We start from the raw sequence: 21,736 nt of genomic DNA on the forward strand, positions 1-21,736 counted from the left end.
CCCATGTGCCTTGGTATCCCCGGCCAGATCGTGGCCATTACCGATGAAGCCCGCATGATGGCGATGGCCGATGTGTCCGGCGTCAAACGCGAGGTGTCCTACGCCCCCGTTCTGACAGGTGACCCCGCCGATCTTGTCGGGCAGTACGCCCTGATCCACGTCGGCTTTGCCATGGCGCTGATCGACGAGGACGAAGCCGCCAAAACGCTCGAAGCCCTGCGCGACCTCGGAGAAGCGCAAGAAGAGCTCGAAGCGATGGCCCGCACCGAGGAGGCGCTGCAATGAGATACGTCGAGGAATTCCGCGATCCGAAAGCCGCAAAGGTTCTGCTGGCCGAGATCGAAAAGGTCACGAACGAGATCGGCGCGACCAAGGAAAAACCGGTCCACATCATGGAGATCTGCGGCGGCCACACCCACGCAATCTTCCGCTACGGTCTTGATCGCCTGACGCCCGAAGGTATCGAATTCATCCACGGCCCTGGCTGCCCCGTTTGCGTGCTACCTATGTCCCGAGTTGATGAATGCGTTGAAATAGCGGAGCTTGAGAATGTTATTTTTACCACCTTCGGTGACGCTATGCGCGTCCCCGGTACCCGTAAATCGCTGCTGCAAGCCAAGGCGGACGGCGCGGACATCCGCATGGTCTATTCCCCGCTAGACGCGCTGGAACTGGCCCGACGCAACCCTGACAGAGAAGTCGTATTCTTCGGCCTAGGGTTCGAAACCACTACGCCGTCGACCGCTCTGTCGATCCAGCAGGCCGCGCGTGAAGGACTGAACAACTTCAGCATCTTCTGCAACCACATCACCGTGCCTGAGCCGATCAAGGCGCTGCTCGACGACCCGCATATGGTGCTCGACGGTTTCGTTGGACCGGGCCACGTGTCGATGGTCATCGGCGTGCATCCCTATGACTTCATCGCCGAGGACTACGGCAAGCCGCTGGTCGTCGCGGGCTTCGAGCCGCTCGATCTGCTGCAATCGGTGCTGATGGTGCTCCGCCAGATCCGCGACGGCCGCGCCGAGATCGAAAACCAGTACGCCCGCATCGTGCCCGAGCACGGCAACCCCGTGTCCATCGCCGCGATGGCCGACGTCTACCAACGCCGTCCGTCCTTCGAATGGCGCGGCCTTGGCGAGATCGACGCTTCCGGCCTGCGCATCCGCGACCAATACAAAGCCTTCGACGCCGAAGAGAAATTCGGCATCGGCTACGCCGCCGGCCCCCGCAATGTTCAGGAACCCGAAGGCTGCGAATGCGGCGCCGTCATGACCGGCCGCATCAAACCCACCGCCTGCCCGCAGTTCGGCAAGGGTTGCACGCCCGAAATGCCGCTCGGCGCGCTCATGGTCAGCTCCGAAGGTGCCTGCGCGGCCTACTGGCAATACGGTGGACGCCGCGCTGTGGAGGCTGCCGAATGACGCTCCGCGATACCAAGGTCACGCTGTCACACGGCGGCGGCGGCAAAGCGATGCGCGACCTCATTTCCGAGGTGTTCACCTGCGCGTTTGAGCCGGAGAGCAAAGAAGACCAAGCTCGCCTGATGCACGACGCGCTCCTCCAGCCTGGTGCGCAACTGGCCTTCACCACCGACAGCTATGTCGTCACGCCCGTTGAATTTCCGGGCGGTGACATCGGCAAGATCGCGGTCTGCGGCACGGTCAATGACCTTGCTGTGGGCGGTGCGAAACCGCTCTGGCTCTCTGCCGCGTTCATCATCGAGGAAGGCACCGACATCGCCCTCCTTCGACGGATCGTGGCGAGCATGAAGGCCGAGGCGGACAAGGCTGGCGTGAAAATTGTGACGGGCGACACCAAGGTCGTCGGGCGCGGCTCTGCCGATCAGGTCTTCATCACCACATCGGGCGTGGGTGTCATCCCTGCGGATCGCAATCTGCGGGCGGACAACATCCAGCCGGGCGACGTTGCGATCGTCAACGGCGTCTTGGGCGATCACGGCGCGACGATCCTCGCGGCGCGGGGCGACATGATGCTGACCTCGGACCTCAAATCCGACTGCGCCGCGCTGGGGCATCTGATGGAGGCGACCTGCAACGCCGTTCCTGTGCGTGCCTGCCGTGACGCGACGCGCGGCGGGATTGCTTCTGCGCTGAATGAAATGGCCGAAGCCGCAGGCTGCGCCATCGAGATCATTGAGGAGGCCCTGCCCCTGCGCGCCGAGGTCAAAGGCACCTGCGAAATCCTCGGCCTCGATCCGCTCTACCTCGCGAACGAAGGCACACTGGTGCTGTTTGTCGCCGAAGAGCACGCCGAAGCCGCACTCGCGGCCATGCAATCGGTCGACACTGGCAAAGAGGCCCGCATCATCGGGCGGGCCAAGGCGGGCAATCCGCTCGTCACGATGCGCACCGCGTTCGGCGGCAGCCGCATCGTCGACATGCTCGTGGGCGAGCAGCTTCCGCGGATCTGTTAAGCGGGCTGCTTCACCAGTTTGCAGGCATCAAGCGCGAGGTCCGAAAGGCCCTCGCCGCCTGCCTCGCAATGGGCCAGCAGTTGCTCGCGCATCCGCGGCTCCCAGAAATCATTGATGTGCGCCGCGACGCCTTCGGCCTTCTGGTCCGTCGGCTGCGAGGAAAAGAACGTGGCGATCTGGTTCGCCATGTAGACCATCTTTTCGGTTTTCATGCGGTTATCCGTTCGGGATGGGTGTAAACGTCGAAACCGTCCCCGCGCGCGAGCGCAACGACGGTCAGGTTGGCTTGGTCCGCGACGCGCACCGCGTGGGCGGTCGGGGCGGAAACGGCAATCAGGATCGGCGCGCCAGCGATCACGGTCTTCTGGACCATATCGACCGACACGCGGGAGGTCAGGACAATCGCGCCGTCCGCAGGGTCGATACTCTCCTGGATCAGAGTCCCGATGAGTTTGTCGAGCGCATTGTGGCGGCCCACATCCTCGCACACAGCAACAATGCCATCACGCCAGAAACCGGCAGCATGAACCGCGCGGGTTTGGTCGTGGAGCGGCTGATGTTTGCGGAGTTCTTCGGTCGCGCGATTGACCTCCTCCGCTGTTAACACTTTGTTATTTTTGACAGTTGTCAACTCCCGGAGCGCCTGCTCCAGACTGTCGATCCCGCACAGCCCGCAGCCCACAGGCCCGAGCATCGAGCGGCGGCGGTCTTCCATCCGCTTGGCCGCGTCATCGCTGATCCACATGCGGACCTCAAAGCCCTGCGCGTGTTCGATGACCTCAAGGCTTTCGATTTCATCGACGGATTTCACCGTGCCTTCGGTCAGCGCAAAGCCTGTCCCGAAAGCCTCCAGCTTGTCGGGGGTCGCCATCATCACGGCTTGGGTGGTGCCGTTGAACACGATGGCCACGGGCGCTTCTTCGGGCAAAGCGCGCTGCATGTCCTGCAACGCGCCCTGCCATCTCTGGCCTGCTATGGATTTGCTCGGCGTCACTCTGCCGCCGGAAGGATACGGCGCGAGGCGGCGGCCTGCGCGTTGTAATCTTCCTGCCAGTCGGTCGGACCGTTCGACGGAGACACCTGAACCGCCGTCACCTTGTATTCGGGACAGTTGGTCGCCCAGTCGCTGAAGTCCGTGGTGATCACGTTGGCCTGCGTGTCGGGGTGGTGGAAGGTCGTGTAGACCACACCTGGCGATACGCGGTCGGTGATCGTGGCGCGCAGCGTGGTTTCGCCCGAACGGGACGCGAGCTTGACGAAGTCGCCTTCTTTGATGCCGCGCACCTCTGCGTCGTGCGGGTGAACCTCCAGCAGATCCTCGCCGTGCCAGACCGAGTTCTCCGTGCGGCGTGTCTGCGCACCCACGTTGTACTGCGACAGGATACGGCCCGTGGTGAGCAGCAGCGGGAAGCGCGGGCCGGTTTTTTCATCGGTCGCGACGTATTCGGTCACGATCAGACGGCCCTTGCCGCGTACGAAACCGTCGACGTGCATCAGCGGGGTGCCATCGGGGTTGTCGTCGTTGCACGGCCACTGGATGGAGCCGCGCTCTTCCAGCAGTTCGTAGTTCACGTTGGCGAACGACGGGGTGGTTGCTGCGATTTCGTCCATGATCTGGCTCGGGTGGGTATAGGTCCAGCCCGCGCCCATCGCGTTGGCGAGCAGCTGAGTGACTTCCCAGTCCGCATAGCCGTTCATCGGCGCCATGACCTTGCGCACGCGGTTGATACGGCGCTCGGCGTTGGTAAAGGTGCCGTCCTTTTCGAGGAAAGACGATCCCGGCAGGAAGACGTGCGCGTAGTTCGCGGTCTCGTTCAGGAACAGGTCGTGGACGATCACGCACTCCATCGCGGCGAGACCCGCAGCGACGTGTTTGGTGTCGGGGTCGGACTGGAGGATGTCCTCGCCCTGACAGTAGAGGCCCTTGAAGGTGCCATCGACAGCCGCATCGAGCATGTTGGGAATGCGCAGACCCGGTTCGGGATCAATCGGCACGCCCCATGCGTTCTCGAAGACTTCACGCACATCGGCGTTTTTGACGTGGCGGTAGCCCGGCAGTTCGTGCGGGAACGAGCCCATATCGCACGAGCCCTGCACATTGTTCTGACCGCGCAGCGGGTTCACGCCAGCGCCGTTGATACCGACGTTGCCCGTCAGCATGGCGAGGTTGGCGATACCGATGACGGTGGTCGAACCTTGGCTGTGCTCGGTCACGCCGAGGCCGTAGTAGATCGAGGACTTGCCAGCGGTCGCATAGGTGCGGGCCGCAGCGCGAACATCAGCCGCCGGAACGCCGGTGAGCATCTCGACCGCTTCAGGCGAATGGCGCTTATCGCTGACGAAATCGGCGTAGGCCAGATATTCGTCCCAGTCGCAGCGGGTGCGGATGTACGCCTCATCAATCAGGTTCTCGGTGACGATGACGTGGGCCAGCGCGGTGACAATGGCAACGTTCGTACCCGGACGCAGCGGCAGGTGGTGGTCCGCTTCGATGTGGTTCGATTTCACCATGTCAGTGCGGCGCGGGTCGATGACGATCAGCTTGGCGCCCTGACGGATGCGCTTTTTCAGGCGCGAGGCAAAGACGGGGTGACCGTCGGTCGGGTTGGCACCGATGATCAGCGCGCAATCCGTTTCCTCAACCGAGTCGAAGTCCTGCGTACCTGCCGAGGTGCCGTAGGTCTGGCCGAGGCCGTAACCCGTGGGCGAGTGGCAGACGCGGGCGCAGGTGTCGGTGTTGTTGTTGCCAAACACAGCGCGGGTCAGCTTCTGCACGAGGTAGGTTTCCTCGTTCGTGCAACGCGACGAGGTGATCACGCCGATCGACTTCTTGCCGTACTTCTCCTGAAGGCCGCGCATCTTGTTCGCGGCAAAGGTCAGCGCCTCGTCCCACGACACTTCCTGCCACGGCAGATCGACGCTTTCGCGGATCATCGGGCTCAGGATGCGGTCCTGGTGGGTAGCGTAGCCGTAGGCGAAACGACCCTTCACGCACGAATGGCCGCGGTTGGCCTTGCCGTGCTTGTATGGGGTCATGCGGATCAGCTGGTCGCCCTTCATCTCTGCCTTGAACGAACAACCAACGCCGCAATAGGCGCAGGTGGTGATGACGGAGCGGGTCGGAGTGCCCATCTCGATTACCGACTTTTCCTGAAGCGTCGCGGTCGGGCAGGCCTGAACGCAGGCACCGCAGGACACGCAGTCCGAGGTCAGGAAGGTGTCGTCTACAGCACCGGCGGACACGCGGCTTTCGAAGCCGCGCCCCTCGATGGTCAGCGCGAAGGTGCCCTGCACTTCTTCGCAGGCACGGACGCAGCGCGAGCAGACGATGCACTTCGCCGGATCGTAGGTGAAGTAAGGGTTGCTGTCGTCCTTGGGGATGTAGTGGTGGTTCCCCGGACCTTCGCGGCGCTTGGCGTCTGCCATCGACAGCGCGCCCGTTCCGGTCGGGTCGTAGTGGTTTTCGCCCGTGGTGTAACGCACATCGCGCAGACCGACGGCGCCTGCCTGATCTTGCAGTTCGCAGTCACCGTTGGCGGCGCAGGTCAGACAGTCGAGCGGGTGGTCGGAGATATAGAGCTCCATCACGCCCTTGCGGATCTTGGCGACCTTTTTCGACTGGGTATGCACGACCATGCCTTCGGCAACGGGCGTGGTGCAGGACGCGGGCGTGCCGCGGCGGCCCTCGATTTCCACGACGCACAGACGGCAGGAGCCGAATGCTTCGAGGTTGTCGGACGCACAGAGTTTGGGAATGTCGATGCCCGCCAGCGCCGAGGCACGCATGACGCTGGTGCCTTCGGGAACGGTGACGTCAAAGCCGTCGATGCTCAGGGTGACGGTCTTGTCCGACTTCGACGCAGGGGTACCGAGGTCACGGTCATCGCCCCACGGGATGATAAAGTCCTTCATTCGGCGCCTCCTTTGAGGACATAGGCCACAATCGCGTTGGCGTGCCCGTGACCCATGGCATGTTCGGTTTTCAGTTTCGACACGATCTCCATATGCTTGAGATCGCGGTTGGCTTTGACGATGTCGAACCAGTGATTCATCGGCTGGCCGTACTTCTTTTCGATCGACGGAAAGTAGGACGCAGGCCCTTTGACGGCATCGGTCATTCGGCTGCTTCCTTCACGCCCTGAAACTCTTCGGGGAAGTTCTGGAGTGCGGACATCACCGGATAGGGGGTGAACCCGCCGAGCGCGCAGAGCGAGCCGTCTTTCATGGTCTCGCACAGGTCGGTCAGCAGTTCGACAGCCTCGCCGTCGCCCTTGGCGATACGGTCGATGGTTTCAACGCCGCGTACTGCACCGATGCGGCACGGGGTGCACTTGCCGCAGCTTTCGACCGCGCAGAACTCCATCGCGAAACGGGCCATGCCGAGCATATCGGCGGAGTCGTCGAACACCACGATACCTGCGTGACCGATCAGACCGCCCTGCCCGTCGAATTCCTCGTATCCGAAGGGAGTGTCGAACTTGGACACGGGCATGTAGGCGCCGAGCGGGCCGCCGACCTGAACCGCCTTTACGGGGCGACCCGAGGCGGTACCGCCGCCGATTTTGTTCACGAGATCACCGAGCGGCATCCCGAAGGCGGTTTCGAACAGGCCGCCGAATTTGACGTTGCCCGCGATCTGGATCGGCATGGTGCCTTTGGAACGGCCGAGGCCGAAGTCGGCGTAGTGCTGGCCGCCCTTTTCAAAGATCACCGGAACGGTCGCGAGCGAGATCACGTTGTTGACCACCGTCGGGCGACCCATGAAGCCTTGGAGAGCCGGAAGCGGCGGTTTGGCCCGGACGGTGCCGCGCTTGCCTTCGAGGCTGTTGAGGAGGGAGGTTTCCTCGCCGCAGACATAAGCACCGGCACCGACCCGAACCTCGATGTCGAAGGTGTTGCCCGAACCCACGACATTGCCCAGCAGACCGTGGTCGCGGGCGATGGCGCAGGCGGAGGACATCACTTCGATAGCGTCGGGATATTCGGAACGGATGTAGACGTAACCCTTGGTCGCGCCGACGGTCAGACCGGCGATCACCATGCCTTCGATCAGGGTGAAGGGGTCGCCCTCCATGATCATGCGGTCAGCAAAGGTGCCGCTGTCGCCTTCGTCAGCGTTGCAGACAATGTACTTCTGTTCGGCCTGAGCGAGGCGAACGGTGTCCCACTTGATGCCTGTCGGGAAGCCCGCACCGCCGCGACCGCGCAGTCCGGAGGTTTTCATTTCGTCGATGAGTTGGTCGCCATTCAGGGTCAGCGCGCGGCGCAGGCCAGAGAGACCGCCGTGGGCTTCGTAGTCGGCCATGGAAAGCGGATCGATCTTGCCGACGCGGGCAAAGGTAAGGCGGTTCTGCTGGGCGAAGAACGGGATCTCTTCGACATTGCCGAGCCCCTTGTCGCTGTCGCCTTCGAAGATGGCTTTGACGTCCGCAGGGGTCACGGGGCCATAGCCGATGCGGCCTTCGGAGGTTTCGATCTCGACCAGCGGCTCCAGCCAGATCATACCGCGGGTGCCGTTGCGCACGATGGTGGCGTCGATGCCGCGCTCTGCGATTTCGGCTTCGATAGCTTTGACGACGCGGTCTGCGCCGAGCGCCTTTGCAGCGGCATCACGGGGGACGTAGATTTTCATGCGCCGCACTCCGTCAGGATTTCGTCGATACGTTCATTGTCCACGCGGCCCTCAAGCTGGCCATCGACCATGACAGCCGGACCGCAGGCACAGAGGCCGAGGCAGTAGACGGGCTCGACGGTGATGTTGCCGTTCGGCGTGGTCATGTGCCACTCGCCGCCGAGTTTGTTCAGGGCGTGATCGGCGAGCGCGTTGGCACCGACGGACTGACAGGCTTCTGCGCGGCAGATTTTCACAACGTGGCGGCCAGCGGGAGCTTCGCGGAAGTCGTGGTAGAAACTGATGACGCCGTGCACTTCGGCGCGGCCGATATTCAGAGCGTCCGCGATCACCTGCACCGCCATTTGCGGGACATGGCCGAACTGGCTCTGGATGTCATGGAGGATGGGCAGCAGCGGCCCTTCAAGCTGGCTGTGGCGCGCGATGATATCCTTGATATCGTCCTGCGACGGCATTGGCGTGACAACGTTCATACGAGACTCCCTGATCGGGTCTCAATGAACCTGAGTTATCTTCAAATCAATATCGTTTTTCCGTGCTTTGATAGGTGCAAACTATCATAACGAATCGTTTCGCGGCGGGTTCGGCTGCATTCCTACAATTTTAAGTAGTAATTCATCCCCAGCAGGCGCTCTGCACGTCATTTGCACAATTCCAAGAGGATAGGTGCACGGCCACAGCGGATAAGGCGGGGTGAACGGTGAGTGGCACTAACAGTAAATAAACTTCGTGATGTCAAAAAACGGTAACGAAAGCCCAGTACATCTTAAGCTGTATCGTTATCGTTGAGTGGAGTTTTTGAAATGGCCCTAGTAACTTTCCTTGCAGGTAGCTTTCTCGGACTTTGTCTGGCTGTTGCCGGAATCGTTTTCCTGAACCTCGGCGTCGTCGCCGCGTTCTCGATCTACCTGATCGCGGGTATCACTGCGCCTCTGAGCATGTTGATCATGCAGGCGCGCGGCCGCCGCGTTCGCGCAACGGCCAGTGTTCTTGCCCGCATCAACGGCTGATCAGGTCCCAGCCCAATCCGTGATTGCGCGGGACGGCATGGCGCCGGACTGACGCTTCACCTCGCGGCCACCCTTGAACTGGACCATCGTCGGGATGCCGCGGATATTGTACTTCGCGCCAGCTTTGGGTTCTGCCTCGGTGTTGACTTTGACCAGTCGCGCCTTGCCCGTTAGTGCCTGAGCGGACTTTGAAAATTCGGGAGCCATCATGCGGCACGGGCCGCACCACGGCGCCCAGAAATCCACCACCAGCGGAAGATCGTCGTTACGCGCTGCTTTTTGCAGCGTGTCGAAGTCGATCTCGACCGCTTTGTCGCTGATCAGTTTGGTCCCGCAGGTCGCGCATTTGGGTCCTGCCCCGAGTTTCTCGGACGGAACGCGGTTCACCTGACCGCAGTCCAGACACGTCACTTTCAATCCGGCCATTGTTGCCTCCGTCATACATTTCACATTTCATATGTGTATTCGGCGGAAAAGCGCAAGTGTGCCCCGCCGAAAGCGGCAAATACCCAACACCTACAGGAGAAACGCGAGACTGCCCACGCAAGCCCGCTTGATTGTGGAATAAACAATCATCATAGTACCCCGTGCGAGTTGCCTATTTCTACCTGCCTCCGACACGGCTTCAGTTAGACGCAAGGACTGACGAGCCGACCTTTCTGCATACTGCGAGAGAGGGTTACTAAACGTTTTAAGGAGAAATCACGATGGCAACCGGCACCGTGAAATGGTTCAACCAAACCAAGGGCTACGGCTTCATTGCTCCCGATGGTGGCGCGAAGGACATCTTCGTTCACATCTCGGCTATCCAGCGCTCGGGCCTGGAAGAGCTGAAGGACAACCAGAAAGTCAGCTTCGAACTGCAGACCGGCCGTGATGGTCGCGAGTCGGCAATCAACCTCGAACTGATCTGATTAGCTCTTGATAAAATTTATGGGCCCGTCACAATTCGGGCCCATGAAACGCCTCGCGACACTGACGTCCCTGCTGATTATCGGCCTTGGAATTACATTCAGCCAAGCCGACGATACCCCGCGCAGCGAAATCCAGCTGTTCGCAAGAAAAGTCTTCCAGAAAATCCAGCAGCAGTCCTTCGACCTCGAACGCGAGCTCTGCGCGTACATTGGCTATGGGCCTGACGGTCGGCTGATGTTGACCCGTGTCGCGGTCGGCACGGAAGCGACCTGCATTCTGCCAGTGCGGTCAGCGAAGATGGACGTGATCGCGTCGCTCCACACACACAGCACCTATAGCCCTGACTACCACAGTGAAGTGCCCTCGGCGCTCGATATGGAGTCAGACGAAGCATCGGGGACAGACGGCTGGATCGCAACGCCGGGCGGGCGGATGTGGTTTGTGGATTCGTCCGAAATGCGGGCCTATCAGGTCTGCGGCGCGGGGTGCCTACCGCAGGACCCGAACTTCATCGACGAACCTGTCGGCTCCATCAAACAGAGCTACACCTACAGCGCGCTAGTGAAGATGGAACGTCACTGAACGGTCTCGAGCCATTCGAGCACCTTCGGCCCCAAGTCCTCTACCGTGATCGCGACGCCCTTTGCCGACGGATGGATGCCGTCGCGTTGCATCAGGTCTTCGCGCGGCAGGCCGGATGCATTCATTGCGGCGAAGTAGTCGGGATAAAGCGGCACGTCGAATTCGGCGGCGAGGTCGGTGTACATGCCTTCGAACTGCTCTTTGTAATCCGGCCCGTAGTTGTTGGAAATCGCCAGCCCGACGAGCATCACGTCAACGTCCGCTTCCTGAGCCGCTTCGAGAATGCCGCGCAGGTTTTGGCGGCTGTTCGCCGGATCAAGCGCACGCAGGAAATCGTTACCGCCGAGGTTCACGATCATCGCGTCGACGTCATCGGTTAGCGTCCACGCCACACGGCGGAGACCGCCTGCGGTGGTATCGCCCGATACGCCCGCGTTCAGCACTTCGACATCCGCGCCGTGCGCGGTGAGCCACTCCTGCATCTGGGGAACGAAGCCTTCGTCACGCGGCAGGCCGTAACCTTGGGTCAGGCTGTCGCCCAATGCCGCAACGGTGATCGTGTCGGCCATCACAGGCGCTGTGCACAGGGCCAAAACTACAGCCGCGCCATTGCGTAGCCAACGAGCCGCCCCATATGCTTTAACAGCCATTACCGACCGGACATTTTCCATGACAGTTCTTTCCCTTCAGGACGCCTCGCTTTCGCTTTCGTCGAACGCGGGCAGAGTAGATATTCTCCACGGGATTACCCTTTCGGTATCCGCGGGCGAGAGCGTCGGCCTGATCGGACCGAGCGGATCGGGCAAGTCCTCGCTGCTCATGGTCATGGGCGGCTTGGAACAGGCCACGGGCGGCAAGGTGACTGCGCTGGACCAAGACCTGACCCGCATGGACGAAGACGCGCTTGCCCGCTTTCGTAGAAACAATATGGGGGTGGTGTTCCAGTCCTTCCACCTCATTCCGACGATGACAGCTGTTGAAAATATCGCGACCCCGCTGGAACTGGCCGGCGAAGCGGACGCATTCGACCGCGCAAGGGCGGAGCTTGAGGCCGTGGGCCTCGGCCACCGCGCGGACCACTACCCCAGCCAGCTTTCGGGCGGCGAGCAGCAGCGTGTAGCACTTGCCCGCGCCGCCGCGCCGCGCCCGCGCATCCTGCTGGCGGACGAGCCGACGGGGAACCTTGATGAAAGCACGGGCGCTGCGATTATGGACCTGCTGTTCGGCCTGCGCGACCGCCACGGCGCGACGCTGGTGATGGTGACGCACGCCCCCGATCTGGCGGCGCGGTGCGACCGCGTGGTGCGCCTGCGTGACGGGCGGATCGAGGACGCGGCATGAGCCTCGCGTATCGTCTGGCCCGCCGCGACCTGCGGGGGAGCCTGAAATCGTTTCGTATTTTCCTTGCGTGTCTGATCCTTGGCGTCGCGGCGATTGCCGCCGTCGGGACGGTGCGCAGTGCGATTACGGCTGGTCTGAAAGAACAAGGTGCGGCGCTGCTGGGTGGTGATGCGGAGGCGGAGTTCACCTACCGCTTCGCCCGCCCAGAAGAGCTGGCATATTTGCAGAGCATTTCCGAGCAGGTCTCTGAAACCGTCGATTTCCGGTCGATGGTCGTGGTGCAGCGCGAAGAGGCAGAGCGCGCATTGACGCAGGTGCGGGCCGTTGATGACCTTTATCCGCTGATAGGCGAGGTGACGTTGTCGCCCGAAATGCCGCTGGCGGATGCGTTTGCGGGGAACGGCGATTTGCCCGGCGGTGTGATGGAGCGCGTGCTCGCCGACCGTCTGGGGCTGAGCGCGGGGGATACGTTCCGCCTTGGCACACAGGATTTCGTGCTGTCGGCGGTGCTGGACACCTACCCTGACAATGCTGCTGGGGGCTTTGGTCTGGGGCCGAGGACACTGGTGCTGACCGAGGATCTGGCCGATGCGGGGCTGATTGCCGAGGGCACGCTGTTCAATACGCAGTACCGTCTGGACCTGCCAGATGGAGCTGACCTAGCCGCGCTGGAGCGGCAGACCGAGGGTCAGTGGCGCGATAGCGGGCTGCGCTGGCGCGATGCGCGGCGCGGTGCTGGCGGGACCGAACGGTTCGTGCAGCAGATCGGATCGTTCCTGATTTTGGTCGGTCTCGCGGGCCTCGCCGTCGGCGGTGTGGGCGTGTCGGCAGCGGTGCGGTCGTACCTCGCGGGCAAGCGCGACACCATCGCGACGCTGAAGACATTGGGCGCAGAGCGGCGGACCATTCTGGCCGTCTACGCCATCCAGATCGCGGTTCTGTCGGCCATCGGGATCGTCGCGGGGCTGGTGCTGGGGCTGTTGTTGCCGCTGGTGTTCTCGCCTTTGATCGCGGCGCAACTGCCTGTTCCAGCGAGCTTCCGCATCTACCCGATGCCGCTGATCGAGGCAGCGATTTACGGCGCGCTGACGGCGGCGATCTTTACCCTTTTGCCGATTGCGCGGACAGAGAACATTCGCGCGGCGGCACTGTTCCGCAATCAGGGCAGCGGGCGCTTACCGTTCCGCCATGTGCTCTACACGGGCATCCTCGTGGCGGCGCTGGTCACGCTAGCGGCGTGGTTCACGGATGCGGTGCGGCTGACGCTCTATACCTTTGGCGGGATCGCGGGGGCGCTGCTAGTGCTGGCGATTGCGGCGTGGCTCATCGGCTGGATCGCTGGTCGTTTGAATCCGATGGCGCGTGGCCGCCCTGCCCTCCGCGCGGCGCTGGCGGCCATCGCGGCGCAGAAGGGCGAGACGCTTTCGGTCGTGCTGTCGCTGGGCCTCGGCCTGTCGGTATTGGCCTCGGTCGGGCAGATCGACGGCAACCTGCGGGCGGCGTTTACGGACGAGTTGCCTTCGGTCGCGCCGAGCTACTTCTTCGTCGACATTCAGCCGGACCAGATGGAGGGCTTCCGCGAAAGGCTGGACACCGACCCTGCGGTCTCCAAGGTCGAAGCCGCGCCGATGCTGCGCGGGATCATCACGACGATCAATGGACAACCCGCCGAGAAATTTGCGAACGGACACTGGGTGGTGCGCGGGGATCGCGGCGTGACCTATTCAGAAGCGTTGCCTGAAGGCACGCGCCTGACCGCTGGCGAGTGGTGGCCTGAAGGCTATGACGGCGAGCCGCTGGTCAGTTTCTCTGCCGAAGAAGCGGCGGAGATCGGACTGCAATTGGGCGACACGCTGACGGTCAACATTCTGGGGCGGGACATTACAGCGACGGTCGCGAGCTTCCGCAAGGTGGAGTTCGACACGGCGGCCATCGGCTTTGTCATGTCGATGAACCCCAGCGCGCTGGCGGGCGCGCCGCATAGCTGGATCAGCACGGTCTACGCCGAAGAGGATGCCGAGGCGGCGATCCTGCGCGATCTGGCGAACGCCTACCCCAACATCACGGCGATCCGCGTGCGCGACGCGATCGACCAAGCGCTCGTGCTGATCGACGGGATCGCGGCGGGTGTGCGCTATGGCGCGCTGGCCACGTTGGTCACAGGGTTCCTCGTGCTGATCGGAGCAGCGGCGGCGGGGCAGCGGGCGCGGGTCTATGAGGCGTCGATCCTCAAAACGCTCGGTGCGACGCGCGGCACTATTTTGCGCAGCTTTGCCCTGCGCGCGGCATTCGTTGGGTTTGCGGCGGGCGTAGTGGCGCTGTTCGCGGGGATCGGTGGCGGCTGGACAGTCACGACGTATATTATGGATACAGATTTCCAGATCATCTGGTCCAATGCGCTGTGGATTATCGCCGGAGGGATCGTGGCAACACTTCTTGCCAACTTGACCTTCGCGCTCAGAGCCCTCAGCGTGCGGCCAGCCCGCAATCTAAGAGACCGTGAATGAACCATCCCCGCTTTTTCGGCTATGGCAGCCTCGTCAACTTTGACACCCATAGCTACCCCGAGCCGAAAGCAGCCAAACTGCAAGGGTGGCGCCGTGTCTGGCGTCATACCAATATCCGAGACTTCGCTTTTCTGTCGGTCGAGCCGCATGAGGGCACCGTTCTGCTGGGCGCGACCGCGCTGGTGCCGAACGCCGATTTCGAGGCGCTGGACGAACGCGAGTTTGCCTATGCCCGCCGCCCCGTCGCCCATCAGGTGACGCCGGAGCATGACGAGGTTGTCGTTTACGAGGTTGAAGAGGGCTACTTTGCCGAGCCGTCGACCGCGCATCCGGTGCTGCTAAGCTACCTTGACGTGGTCGTGCAGGGCTATCACCGCCTGTTCGGTGACGACGGGGTGAAGCATTTCTTTGACACGACGATGGGCTGGGAGTCGCTGCCGGTTCTGGATGACCGCGATGCGCCGCTTTATCCGCGCGCTTGTCTGCTGACGGACAAAGAAACCGCGCTGGTGGATGCCTACCTCAAAGAAAGAGGCCAGCCGCAAGGCTGACCTCTGATCGTTTTCGCGGTGGCCTTACGTTTTAGACGTAGGGCTTTACCTGCATCAACTGCATCACATCGCCCATGTCGGGGCCGTTTGTACGGCCGGTGACGAGCTTGCGCAGCGGCATGAAGAGACCCTTGCCCTTGCGGCCGGTCGCGTCCTTCACAGCGGTGGTCCAGTCTTTCCACGCATCGGGGCCGTAGGGCGCGTCGCCCAAGAGACCCAGCGCGGTGTCGACCATTTCCTTGTCTTCGTCAGCGACGAGACCCGGCGTGCCGTTCTGGAACAGGTTCCACCAGTCCTTCATGTCGGACATGAAGGTGATGTTTTCGCGAACGACATCCCAGAATTTCTCTGCCAGATCAGCCGGAACGCCGAGCGCCAGAACCTCGTCCTTCACATCGGCGAAGGGCTTGGCGGCGTTGATGCGTGCGGTGAGCGGCAGCAGGTCTTCAGTATCGAACTTGGTCGGGGCGGCGCCGAATTTGGTGACGTCGAAACCGTCGATGACTTCCTGAACGTTGGCGCGCAGTTCGACCGGATCGGCGGAACCGAGGCGGGCCATCAGCGACATGATCGCCATCGGCTCGATGCCCTTTTCGCGCAGGTCTTTCAGCGACAGGGTGCCGAGGCGCTTGGACAGCGCTTCGCCCTGCGGGCCGGTCAGCAGCGAGTGGTGGGCAAATGCCGGAACCGTGCCGCCGAGTGCTTTGATCATCTGGATCTGGGTCGCAGTGTTGGTGACGTGGTCGGAGCCGCGCACAACGTTGGTGATACCCATTTCCACGTCATCGACGACCGATGCCATGGTGTAGAGGAACTGGCCGCTTTCCTTGATGAGAACGGGATCGGACACCGACGCGGCGTCGATCGAGATATCGCCGAGGATACCGTCGTTCCATTCGATACGCTCGCGGTCGAGCTTGAAGCGCCAGTGGCTGCCGCGTTCGGCGCGCAGCTTGTCCTTTTCCTCTTCGCTGAGGTCGAGGGCAGCGCGGTCGTACACGGGCGGCTTGCCCATGTTCAGCTGCTTCTTGCGCTTGAGGTCCAGTTCGGTCGGGGTTTCGAAGCACTCGTACAGACGGCCCATTTCGATGAGCTTCTGCTTGGCGGCCTCGTAACGCTCAAGGCGCTTGGACTGGTACTCGATACGGTCCCACGAGATGCCGAGCCAGGTCAGCGCATCCTTGATGCCGTCGACGTATTCCTGCTTCGAACGCTCCTGGTCGGTGTCATCGATACGCAGGATGAATTCACCGCCGTTCTGTCGGGCGATGGCAAAGTTCATCAGGGCAGCGCGCAGGTTGCCGATGTGCATCCAACCGGTGGGCGAGGGGGCAAAACGGGTCGTGGTCATGACAATCTCCTATTGCGCCAAGGCCATTTCATATCGGCCCCCTTTTGTCCATATCAGCCTTATGCAGTTCGGCTTTGCGCGCCCAGATAACATCGGCGTCAGGTTTGTGGGCCGCAGCGGGGTTCGGGCTATCTTGCGGATCATCCAACCTTTGGGAGACCCCGCCATGAAACTTTCACGACGTCAGGCTCTCGGAGCCGCCGCAGCCGCACCCGCAGCCCTTGCCATGCCGCAAATCGTTCGCGCACAATCGGCTGAAACCGAACAAGAGGTGCCGATGATCGCTCCTTATCGCAGTGTGAATGTCGGTGACTTCAAAGTCACGACACTCCTTGCTGCCCACCGCCCGATGGACGACCCGCACGGCACGTTCGGCCTGAATGCCTCGGACGAGGATTTCGCGGCAGCCGCCGAAGCCAATTTCATTCCCGCCGATAGTTCGGTGAACTTCTTCACGCCCGTGCTGGTCGAAACCCGCAGCGACAAGATCCTGTTCGACACGGGACTTTCGCCGGAAGGTGTGACCGCTGCGCTCAAGGCCGCGGGACACGCGCCCGAAGACATTTCGACCGTGGTTCTGACCCACATGCACCCCGACCACATCGGCGGCCTGATGGGTGACAGCGCGACGTTCACCAATGCGCAGTACGTCACTGGCAAGACCGAGTTCGACTATTGGGCAGGTGCCGAGAACGAGACCTTCGAGACCAAGATGCGCCCGCTGGAAAGCAAGACGACCTTTGTCTCCGAAGGCGACAGCGTGGCCAGCGGCATCACCGCGCATGATGCGTTCGGCCACACGCCGGGTCACATGGTGTTCCGTCTGGAATCGGCAGGTCAGGCGCTGCTGCTCGCGGCTGATACGACGAACCACTACGTCTTCTCGCTTCAGCATCCCGATTGGGAAGTGCGCTTCGACATGGACAAGGCCAAGGCTGCCGAAACGCGCCGCCGTATCCTTGATATGGTGGCAGTCGATCGCATCCCGATGATCGGCTACCACATGCCCTTCCCCGGCATCGGTTACGTCGAGCAGAACGGCAGCGGTTACCGCTTCGTGCCTGTGTCCTACCAGTTGATGTAAGACATTTGCGGACACGGCAGGCTGCGCTAGGCTGACGGTATCGTCACTGCTGCGAGGAGGCCGCCGTGTCCGCTATACTCACCGTTACTCTGAACCCCGCGCTGGATATCGCGACCTCTGTCGACAAGGTCATCGCGGGTCACAAGCTGCGCTGCGCCCTGCCCGTCATCGATCCTGGCGGCGGCGGCATCAACGTTGCACGGGCGATCCGCCAGCTTGGCGGCGATGCGACTGCTTTCGTGGCTTTGGGCGGAAATACAGGCCGCCAGCTTGGCGAGCTGCTTGAGGCTGCGGGGCTTCCGCTGATCGTTCACGCCGCCCCCGGTGATACGCGGCAGAGCGTGGCCGTCACCGACCTTTCCATCAACGACCAGTTCCGCTTCATGCTGCCCGGCCCCGATTGGTCGGATGCGGATGTGGACGGCGCTTGCGCGGGTATCAAAGCCAACGCGCCCGATAGCGGCTTCGTCGTGCTGTCAGGCTCCGGCCCCTCGGGATCGCGAGCGGATTTGTATGCGCGGATCTGCAAAGACCTCAGCAACACGAGCACAAAGGTGATCGTCGATACTTCCGGCCCTGCCCTGACGATGATGGCGCTTGGGCAACCCGAAAGGCCCTATGTGCTGCGGATGGACCAGCAGGAGGCCGAGAGCCTGACGCGCTACGCCCTGCCCCGCCGCGGAGATACCGCTGATTTTGCAAGCAAATTGGTCGAACGTGGCGCGGGCGAGATTGTCATCATCGCGCGCGGATCGGACGGAAACGTGCTGGCGACGAAGGACGGGCGCTGGTTCTGCCCTGCGGTGAATACGGTGGTGAAATCGAAGGTCGGCGCGGGTGATAGTTTCGTCGGCGGGCTGACCTTGGCGCTGCAGAACGGGTGCGACCTGCAAACGGCGTTGTGCCATGGGTCGGCAGCGGCGTCGGCGGCCTGCATGACCGAAGGCACGCAGTTGTGCCTTCGCCATGACTTCGACGAATGCCTCGCGAGGTCGGAGGCGACCGCCCTATGAAAAACGGCCCCGCAAAGGGGCCGTTTCCAGAAACTTAGGCATTGAGTTTCGCGGTGATGTCCACGAGGCGCTTAGCCTGGTGGGCAACCGAACGGTGGCCGACTTCCGACAGCTCGCCCGGCTGGGACGAGAAGCCGTAGGGGTTGCCGCCGTCTTCGAACTTGACGCCATCGGTGTAACCCGGAGCGACGGGGATCATGCCGAAGTGCATGGCCGACACGTAGGTCTGCTGGATCGCGCCTTCGGTGCCGCCGTTTACGTTCTGGGCCGAAGCGGTGACGGTGATGGTCTTGTTGGCGAGAGCGCCTTCCATCCACAGCGGGCCGAGCGTGTCGAGCCAAGCGCGGGTCTGGCTAGCCATGCCGCCATAGCGGGTCGGCGACGACAGGAAGTATCCGTCAGCCCACTTCAGATCGTCCGGAGTGACGACCGGCAGCTCGGAAACGCGCTCTGCCTGAGCTTTCCATGCTTCCTGACCTTCGACAACTTCCGGCGGAGCGGTTTCGGCGATGCGGAGGACACGGACCTCTGCGCCTGCTTCTTCAGCGGCTTTGGCAGCGGCGGATGCGATGCCATAGTTCGTGCCATAGGTGGAGTAGAAAATTACTGCAATTTTCGGCGTAGCCATGATGAATTCCTCTTTGTGAGTTCTAAGCCAGAGTTAGGCCCGCCCGCGGTTCTTGTCGTCAGATATTACCGCTCGGACCCTGTGCGAAAATGCAAAACGACCCGCCAATGGCGGGCCGTTCGGTGCAATTTTGCTGAATTAGCCAGCAATGCGCACAATGGCGTTCGTTTCTGCGTCAATGGCAACATACTGGCCATTGATGTTCAGATAACGCAGACCTTCCTGCGGGGTCTCGTAGGTCACGATCTCGGCCGGAATACCTGCGCCGACAACGATCTCACCCGAAAGGTTTACCGGCTCGACCGGGTTGCTTTCGATGTAGGTCATGGTCTCGGTGGTCGGCTCTACAACTTCAGCCGCGCCAGCCGAACCCAGCAGACCGCTGGCAACGATGGCAGTGGTCGGGCCGCCCAGTGCGTAGGCGATCAGAGCACCGGCAGTACCGCCAGCGATGGCAGCGACGCCTTTATCTTCGTCGGTTTCTTCTTCGTTCACGTAGGTGACGGTCTTGATTTCGACCTGCTCGGGCTGCGTGTCGATGGTGGCGACGTTGTCACCTGCCTGTACGGTCAGGTACGGCGCATACGACCAGCCTTCGGTGCCGTCGTAGCTGACTTCGCACCATTCGTAGCCGTCGAGGCAGCCTTCAATGGTGGCCATTTCACCGGCGGGGATCACGCCGACCGATTCATACCATGCACCCGGGCCGCTACGTACGTTCAGATCGGTCGCAGCCGTTGCGTCAGCAGCTTGTGCCATTGCCGGAGCGGCTACGGCCAGAGCGATTGCGGAACCTGCGAGGGTGCGTTTGATGATAGTCATAATAGTCTCCAATTCTCTGTGGCAGCGGTGCGCCGCCGGATTGGAGAGAGAACAACTATCCCCCGAAAACCGTTCCTATGTCCTTAACAAGTTTCCTTCACGCCTCTGTCAGATCGGCGTGAGATCGCTCATTCTTAGGAGTTGTCGCGGAAGCGGTTTGCGATCGGGTAGCGACGGTCGAGCCAGAACGCACGCTTTGTCAGGCGGGTGCCGGGTGCCGATTGGAAACGCTTGTATTCGCTGATGTACAGCAGATGCTCCACCCGCTTGACCGTTTCACGCTCGAAGCCCAGCGCCACGCATTCCGCCACGCTCGCCTCGCGGTCAACGAGGAGTTCGAGGATCGCGTCGAGGATTTCGTAGGGCGGCAAGCTGTCTTCGTCCTTCTGGTCGGGACGCAGTTCGGCTGAGGGCGGCTTTTCGATGATCGAGACGGGGATGACCTCGCCTTCGGGGCCGCTCATCCAGTCGCGATGGTTGGCGTTGCGCCAGCGGCAGGTCTCGAACACGCGCGTCTTGTAGAGATCCTTGATCGGGTTGTAGCCGCCGTTCATGTCGCCATAGATCGTGGCGTATCCCACAGCGACCTCGGATTTGTTGCCGGTCGTCAGCAGCATTTCCCCGAACTTGTTCGACATCGCCATCAGCAGCAGACCGCGCAGGCGGGACTGGATGTTTTCTTCGGTGATGTCGGGCTTGGTGCCTTCGAAGATCGGCGCGAGCGTATTCGTGATCGCGTTGCGACCCTCGGAGATCGGCACGAAGTCGTAGTGGACGCCAAGGCGCTTTGCGATGTCTTCGGCGTCGTCGAGCGAGCCTTGCGAGGTGTATTCCGACGGCAGCATCACGCAGCGCACTTTCTCGGCGCCCAGCGCGTCAACGGCGATAGTGGCGACGAGCGCAGAGTCGATCCCGCCCGACAGACCGAGCAGAACTTTCTTGAAGCCCGTCTTGCGCAGGTAGTCGCGCAGGGTGAGGACCATCGCGTGGTAGTCCTGTTCCCACTCGGTCGGGAAAGTAATCATGTTGCCGGGGAGCGCTTCCCAGCCGCCATCTTCGGTGCGCTCGAAATCGACGTGAGCGATGGCCTCGACGAACAGTGGAAGCTGCACGGCAAGTTTGCCGCCACGGTTCAGCACAAAAGAGCCGCCGTCGAACGCCTGATCGTCCTGACCGCCGATGGTGTTCACGTAAACCATGGGCACATCGTTTTCGATGACGCGGGCGACCATGGTGCTCAGGCGGCGGTCGAATTTACCGCGATAATAGGGCGAGCCGTTCGGGACGACGAGCATCTCCGCGCCGCTTTCGACCATGGCTTCGGCCACGTCGGGATACCAAGCGTCCTCGCAAATCGGGGAGCCGATGCGAAGCTGACCGACGTCATAGGGGCCTTGGATGGCACCACGATTGAACTGACGGACTTCGTCGAACACGTTGTAGTTCGGCAGGAAGTGCTTGAGCTGACGCGCTGCGACGACACCGTTCTTGCAGATGAAGTAGGCGTTATAGAGACGTCCCTCTTCCGCGTAGGGGCCGCCGATTGCGAGGATGGGGCCGTCCGCGCATTCCTGCGCAAGCTGTTCGATGCGGGCCATGCAGGCGCGGTGGAACGCGGGCTTCATCACGAGGTCCTGCGCCGAATAGCCAGCGATGAACATCTCGGGCAGAGCCACCATTTCGGAGCCCGCCTCTTTGGCCTGCTTCCATGCCTCGACAGCTTTTGCGGCGTTGCCCTCGATATCCCCGACGGTGGGATTGAGCTGGGCAATAGACATACGGAACGTATCGGTCATCGGCTTCCTGCGCATCGTTGTTGTGGCAGATTTAGCAGAACACGCGCCAAGGGAAAGCCGAATGCGG

Annotated in this window: 23 protein-coding genes; 11 read left to right on the top strand and 12 right to left on the bottom strand. The window is 62.0% G+C overall.

Features of this window, described 5'->3' with window-relative positions; genetic code table 11:
• Nucleotides 1-3: 3 nt before the first annotated feature.
• From hypC to hypE, 3 genes are read left to right on the top strand one after another with little or no spacing between them, the layout of a single operon-like run.
• Complete coding sequence (hypC, locus tag IF204_RS10765; protein ID WP_194096895.1) at nucleotides 4-285, top strand: HypC/HybG/HupF family hydrogenase formation chaperone; 282 nt, start codon at nucleotides 4-6, stop codon at nucleotides 283-285.
• Nucleotides 282-1,424 carry a hydrogenase formation protein HypD gene (hypD, locus tag IF204_RS10770; RefSeq protein WP_194096896.1) on the top strand — a complete coding sequence of 381 codons (1,143 nt, stop codon included), beginning with the start codon at nucleotides 282-284 and terminating at the stop codon, nucleotides 1,422-1,424. The genes hypC and hypD overlap by 4 nt, the downstream gene beginning before the upstream one ends.
• Complete coding sequence (hypE, locus tag IF204_RS10775) at nucleotides 1,421-2,437, top strand: hydrogenase expression/formation protein HypE (protein ID WP_194096898.1); 1,017 nt, start codon at nucleotides 1,421-1,423, stop codon at nucleotides 2,435-2,437. The genes hypD and hypE overlap by 4 nt, the downstream gene beginning before the upstream one ends.
• Here hypE and IF204_RS10780 read toward each other — a convergent pair.
• Genes IF204_RS10780 through IF204_RS10805 form a run of 6 tightly spaced genes read right to left on the bottom strand, consistent with a single transcriptional unit; the run spans nucleotide 2,434 to nucleotide 8,542 of the window.
• On the bottom strand, nucleotides 2,434-2,649 hold the full coding sequence (locus IF204_RS10780; protein ID WP_194096900.1) for a formate dehydrogenase subunit delta: 216 nt from the start codon (nucleotides 2,647-2,649) through the stop codon (nucleotides 2,434-2,436). The genes hypE and IF204_RS10780 overlap by 4 nt on opposite strands.
• Complete coding sequence (gene fdhD, locus IF204_RS10785) at nucleotides 2,646-3,431, bottom strand: formate dehydrogenase accessory sulfurtransferase FdhD (RefSeq protein WP_194096901.1); 786 nt, start codon at nucleotides 3,429-3,431, stop codon at nucleotides 2,646-2,648. Before fdhD ends, IF204_RS10780 begins: the two co-directional genes overlap by 4 nt.
• Nucleotides 3,428-6,349: a formate dehydrogenase subunit alpha gene (gene fdhF, locus IF204_RS10790; RefSeq protein ID WP_194096902.1), complete on the bottom strand. Its 2,922-nt coding sequence runs from the start codon at nucleotides 6,347-6,349 to the stop codon at nucleotides 3,428-3,430. The genes fdhD and fdhF overlap by 4 nt, the downstream gene beginning before the upstream one ends.
• Nucleotides 6,346-6,555, bottom strand: coding sequence for a DUF4287 domain-containing protein (locus tag IF204_RS10795; RefSeq protein ID WP_194096903.1), 210 nt, complete (start codon nucleotides 6,553-6,555; stop codon nucleotides 6,346-6,348). Before IF204_RS10795 ends, fdhF begins: the two co-directional genes overlap by 4 nt.
• On the bottom strand, nucleotides 6,552-8,069 hold the full coding sequence (locus IF204_RS10800; protein WP_194096904.1) for a formate dehydrogenase beta subunit: 1,518 nt from the start codon (nucleotides 8,067-8,069) through the stop codon (nucleotides 6,552-6,554). Before IF204_RS10800 ends, IF204_RS10795 begins: the two co-directional genes overlap by 4 nt.
• Complete coding sequence (locus IF204_RS10805; RefSeq protein WP_194096906.1) at nucleotides 8,066-8,542, bottom strand: formate dehydrogenase subunit gamma; 477 nt, start codon at nucleotides 8,540-8,542, stop codon at nucleotides 8,066-8,068. Before IF204_RS10805 ends, IF204_RS10800 begins: the two co-directional genes overlap by 4 nt.
• 330 nt (nucleotides 8,543-8,872) lie before the next feature.
• Here IF204_RS10805 and IF204_RS10810 point away from each other — a divergent pair, with 330 nt between their 5' ends.
• A complete protein-coding gene (locus IF204_RS10810) occupies nucleotides 8,873-9,079 on the top strand; it encodes a hypothetical protein (RefSeq protein ID WP_194096908.1) in 207 nt (68 codons plus the stop codon).
• Here the strand turns inward: IF204_RS10810 and trxC are convergent, their stop codons facing one another.
• Nucleotides 9,080-9,505 (bottom strand): thioredoxin TrxC, encoded by a 426-nt coding sequence (trxC, locus tag IF204_RS10815; protein ID WP_194096909.1) that lies wholly within the window; start codon nucleotides 9,503-9,505, stop codon nucleotides 9,080-9,082.
• A gap of 281 nt (nucleotides 9,506-9,786) precedes the next feature.
• Here trxC and IF204_RS10820 point away from each other — a divergent pair, with 281 nt between their 5' ends.
• Both IF204_RS10820 and IF204_RS10825 read left to right on the top strand, forming a co-directional pair.
• The gene (locus tag IF204_RS10820) at nucleotides 9,787-9,993 is read left to right on the top strand and encodes a cold-shock protein (RefSeq protein ID WP_167635823.1); all 207 of its coding nucleotides are present in this window, start codon (nucleotides 9,787-9,789) and stop codon (nucleotides 9,991-9,993) included.
• A 43-nt stretch (nucleotides 9,994-10,036) separates the two neighbouring features.
• Entirely contained in the window at nucleotides 10,037-10,576 is a 540-nt protein-coding gene (locus IF204_RS10825) for a DUF4329 domain-containing protein (protein ID WP_194096911.1), read from the top strand.
• On the opposite strand, the gene IF204_RS10830 is transcribed toward IF204_RS10825, so the two are convergent.
• On the bottom strand, nucleotides 10,570-11,145 hold the full coding sequence (locus IF204_RS10830; RefSeq protein ID WP_228069157.1) for an arylesterase: 576 nt from the start codon (nucleotides 11,143-11,145) through the stop codon (nucleotides 10,570-10,572). The two genes, IF204_RS10825 and IF204_RS10830, sit on opposite strands and share 7 nt — an antisense overlap.
• 100 nt (nucleotides 11,146-11,245) lie before the next feature.
• On the opposite strand from IF204_RS10830, the gene IF204_RS10835 reads away from it, so the two are divergent.
• The 3 genes from IF204_RS10835 to IF204_RS10845 are packed head-to-tail and all read left to right on the top strand — an operon-like array spanning nucleotide 11,246 to nucleotide 14,975.
• Nucleotides 11,246-11,917: an ABC transporter ATP-binding protein gene (locus IF204_RS10835; protein ID WP_194096915.1), complete on the top strand. Its 672-nt coding sequence runs from the start codon at nucleotides 11,246-11,248 to the stop codon at nucleotides 11,915-11,917.
• Nucleotides 11,914-14,424: an ABC transporter permease gene (locus tag IF204_RS10840; RefSeq protein WP_194096917.1), complete on the top strand. Its 2,511-nt coding sequence runs from the start codon at nucleotides 11,914-11,916 to the stop codon at nucleotides 14,422-14,424. The genes IF204_RS10835 and IF204_RS10840 overlap by 4 nt, the downstream gene beginning before the upstream one ends.
• A complete protein-coding gene (locus IF204_RS10845) occupies nucleotides 14,421-14,975 on the top strand; it encodes a gamma-glutamylcyclotransferase family protein (RefSeq protein WP_194096919.1) in 555 nt (184 codons plus the stop codon). Before IF204_RS10840 ends, IF204_RS10845 begins: the two co-directional genes overlap by 4 nt.
• A gap of 31 nt (nucleotides 14,976-15,006) precedes the next feature.
• On the opposite strand, the gene gltX is transcribed toward IF204_RS10845, so the two are convergent.
• Nucleotides 15,007-16,326: a glutamate--tRNA ligase gene (gene gltX / locus IF204_RS10850; RefSeq protein WP_167635818.1), complete on the bottom strand. Its 1,320-nt coding sequence runs from the start codon at nucleotides 16,324-16,326 to the stop codon at nucleotides 15,007-15,009.
• A 166-nt stretch (nucleotides 16,327-16,492) separates the two neighbouring features.
• Between gltX and IF204_RS10855 the strand changes: the two genes are divergently transcribed.
• Together IF204_RS10855 and IF204_RS10860 are read left to right on the top strand one after the other, a co-directional pair.
• Entirely contained in the window at nucleotides 16,493-17,410 is a 918-nt protein-coding gene (locus IF204_RS10855) for an MBL fold metallo-hydrolase (protein ID WP_194096921.1), read from the top strand.
• 65 nt (nucleotides 17,411-17,475) lie between these two features.
• Nucleotides 17,476-18,423 carry a 1-phosphofructokinase family hexose kinase gene (locus IF204_RS10860; protein WP_194096923.1) on the top strand — a complete coding sequence of 316 codons (948 nt, stop codon included), beginning with the start codon at nucleotides 17,476-17,478 and terminating at the stop codon, nucleotides 18,421-18,423.
• Nucleotides 18,424-18,457: 34 nt separating this feature from the next.
• On the opposite strand, the gene IF204_RS10865 is transcribed toward IF204_RS10860, so the two are convergent.
• The 3 genes from IF204_RS10865 to IF204_RS10875 form a co-directional block, all read right to left on the bottom strand.
• Nucleotides 18,458-19,051, bottom strand: coding sequence for an NAD(P)H-dependent oxidoreductase (locus tag IF204_RS10865; RefSeq protein ID WP_194096925.1), 594 nt, complete (start codon nucleotides 19,049-19,051; stop codon nucleotides 18,458-18,460).
• A 138-nt stretch (nucleotides 19,052-19,189) separates the two neighbouring features.
• Entirely contained in the window at nucleotides 19,190-19,873 is a 684-nt protein-coding gene (locus tag IF204_RS10870; RefSeq protein ID WP_194096927.1) for an SH3 domain-containing protein, read from the bottom strand.
• A gap of 134 nt (nucleotides 19,874-20,007) precedes the next feature.
• Nucleotides 20,008-21,669, bottom strand: coding sequence for an NAD+ synthase (locus IF204_RS10875; protein WP_194096929.1), 1,662 nt, complete (start codon nucleotides 21,667-21,669; stop codon nucleotides 20,008-20,010).
• Nucleotides 21,670-21,736: the final 67 nt, after the last annotated feature.

Source organism: Marivivens aquimaris (assembly GCF_015220045.1).
Classification (GTDB): Bacteria; Pseudomonadota; Alphaproteobacteria; order Rhodobacterales; family Rhodobacteraceae; genus Marivivens; species Marivivens aquimaris.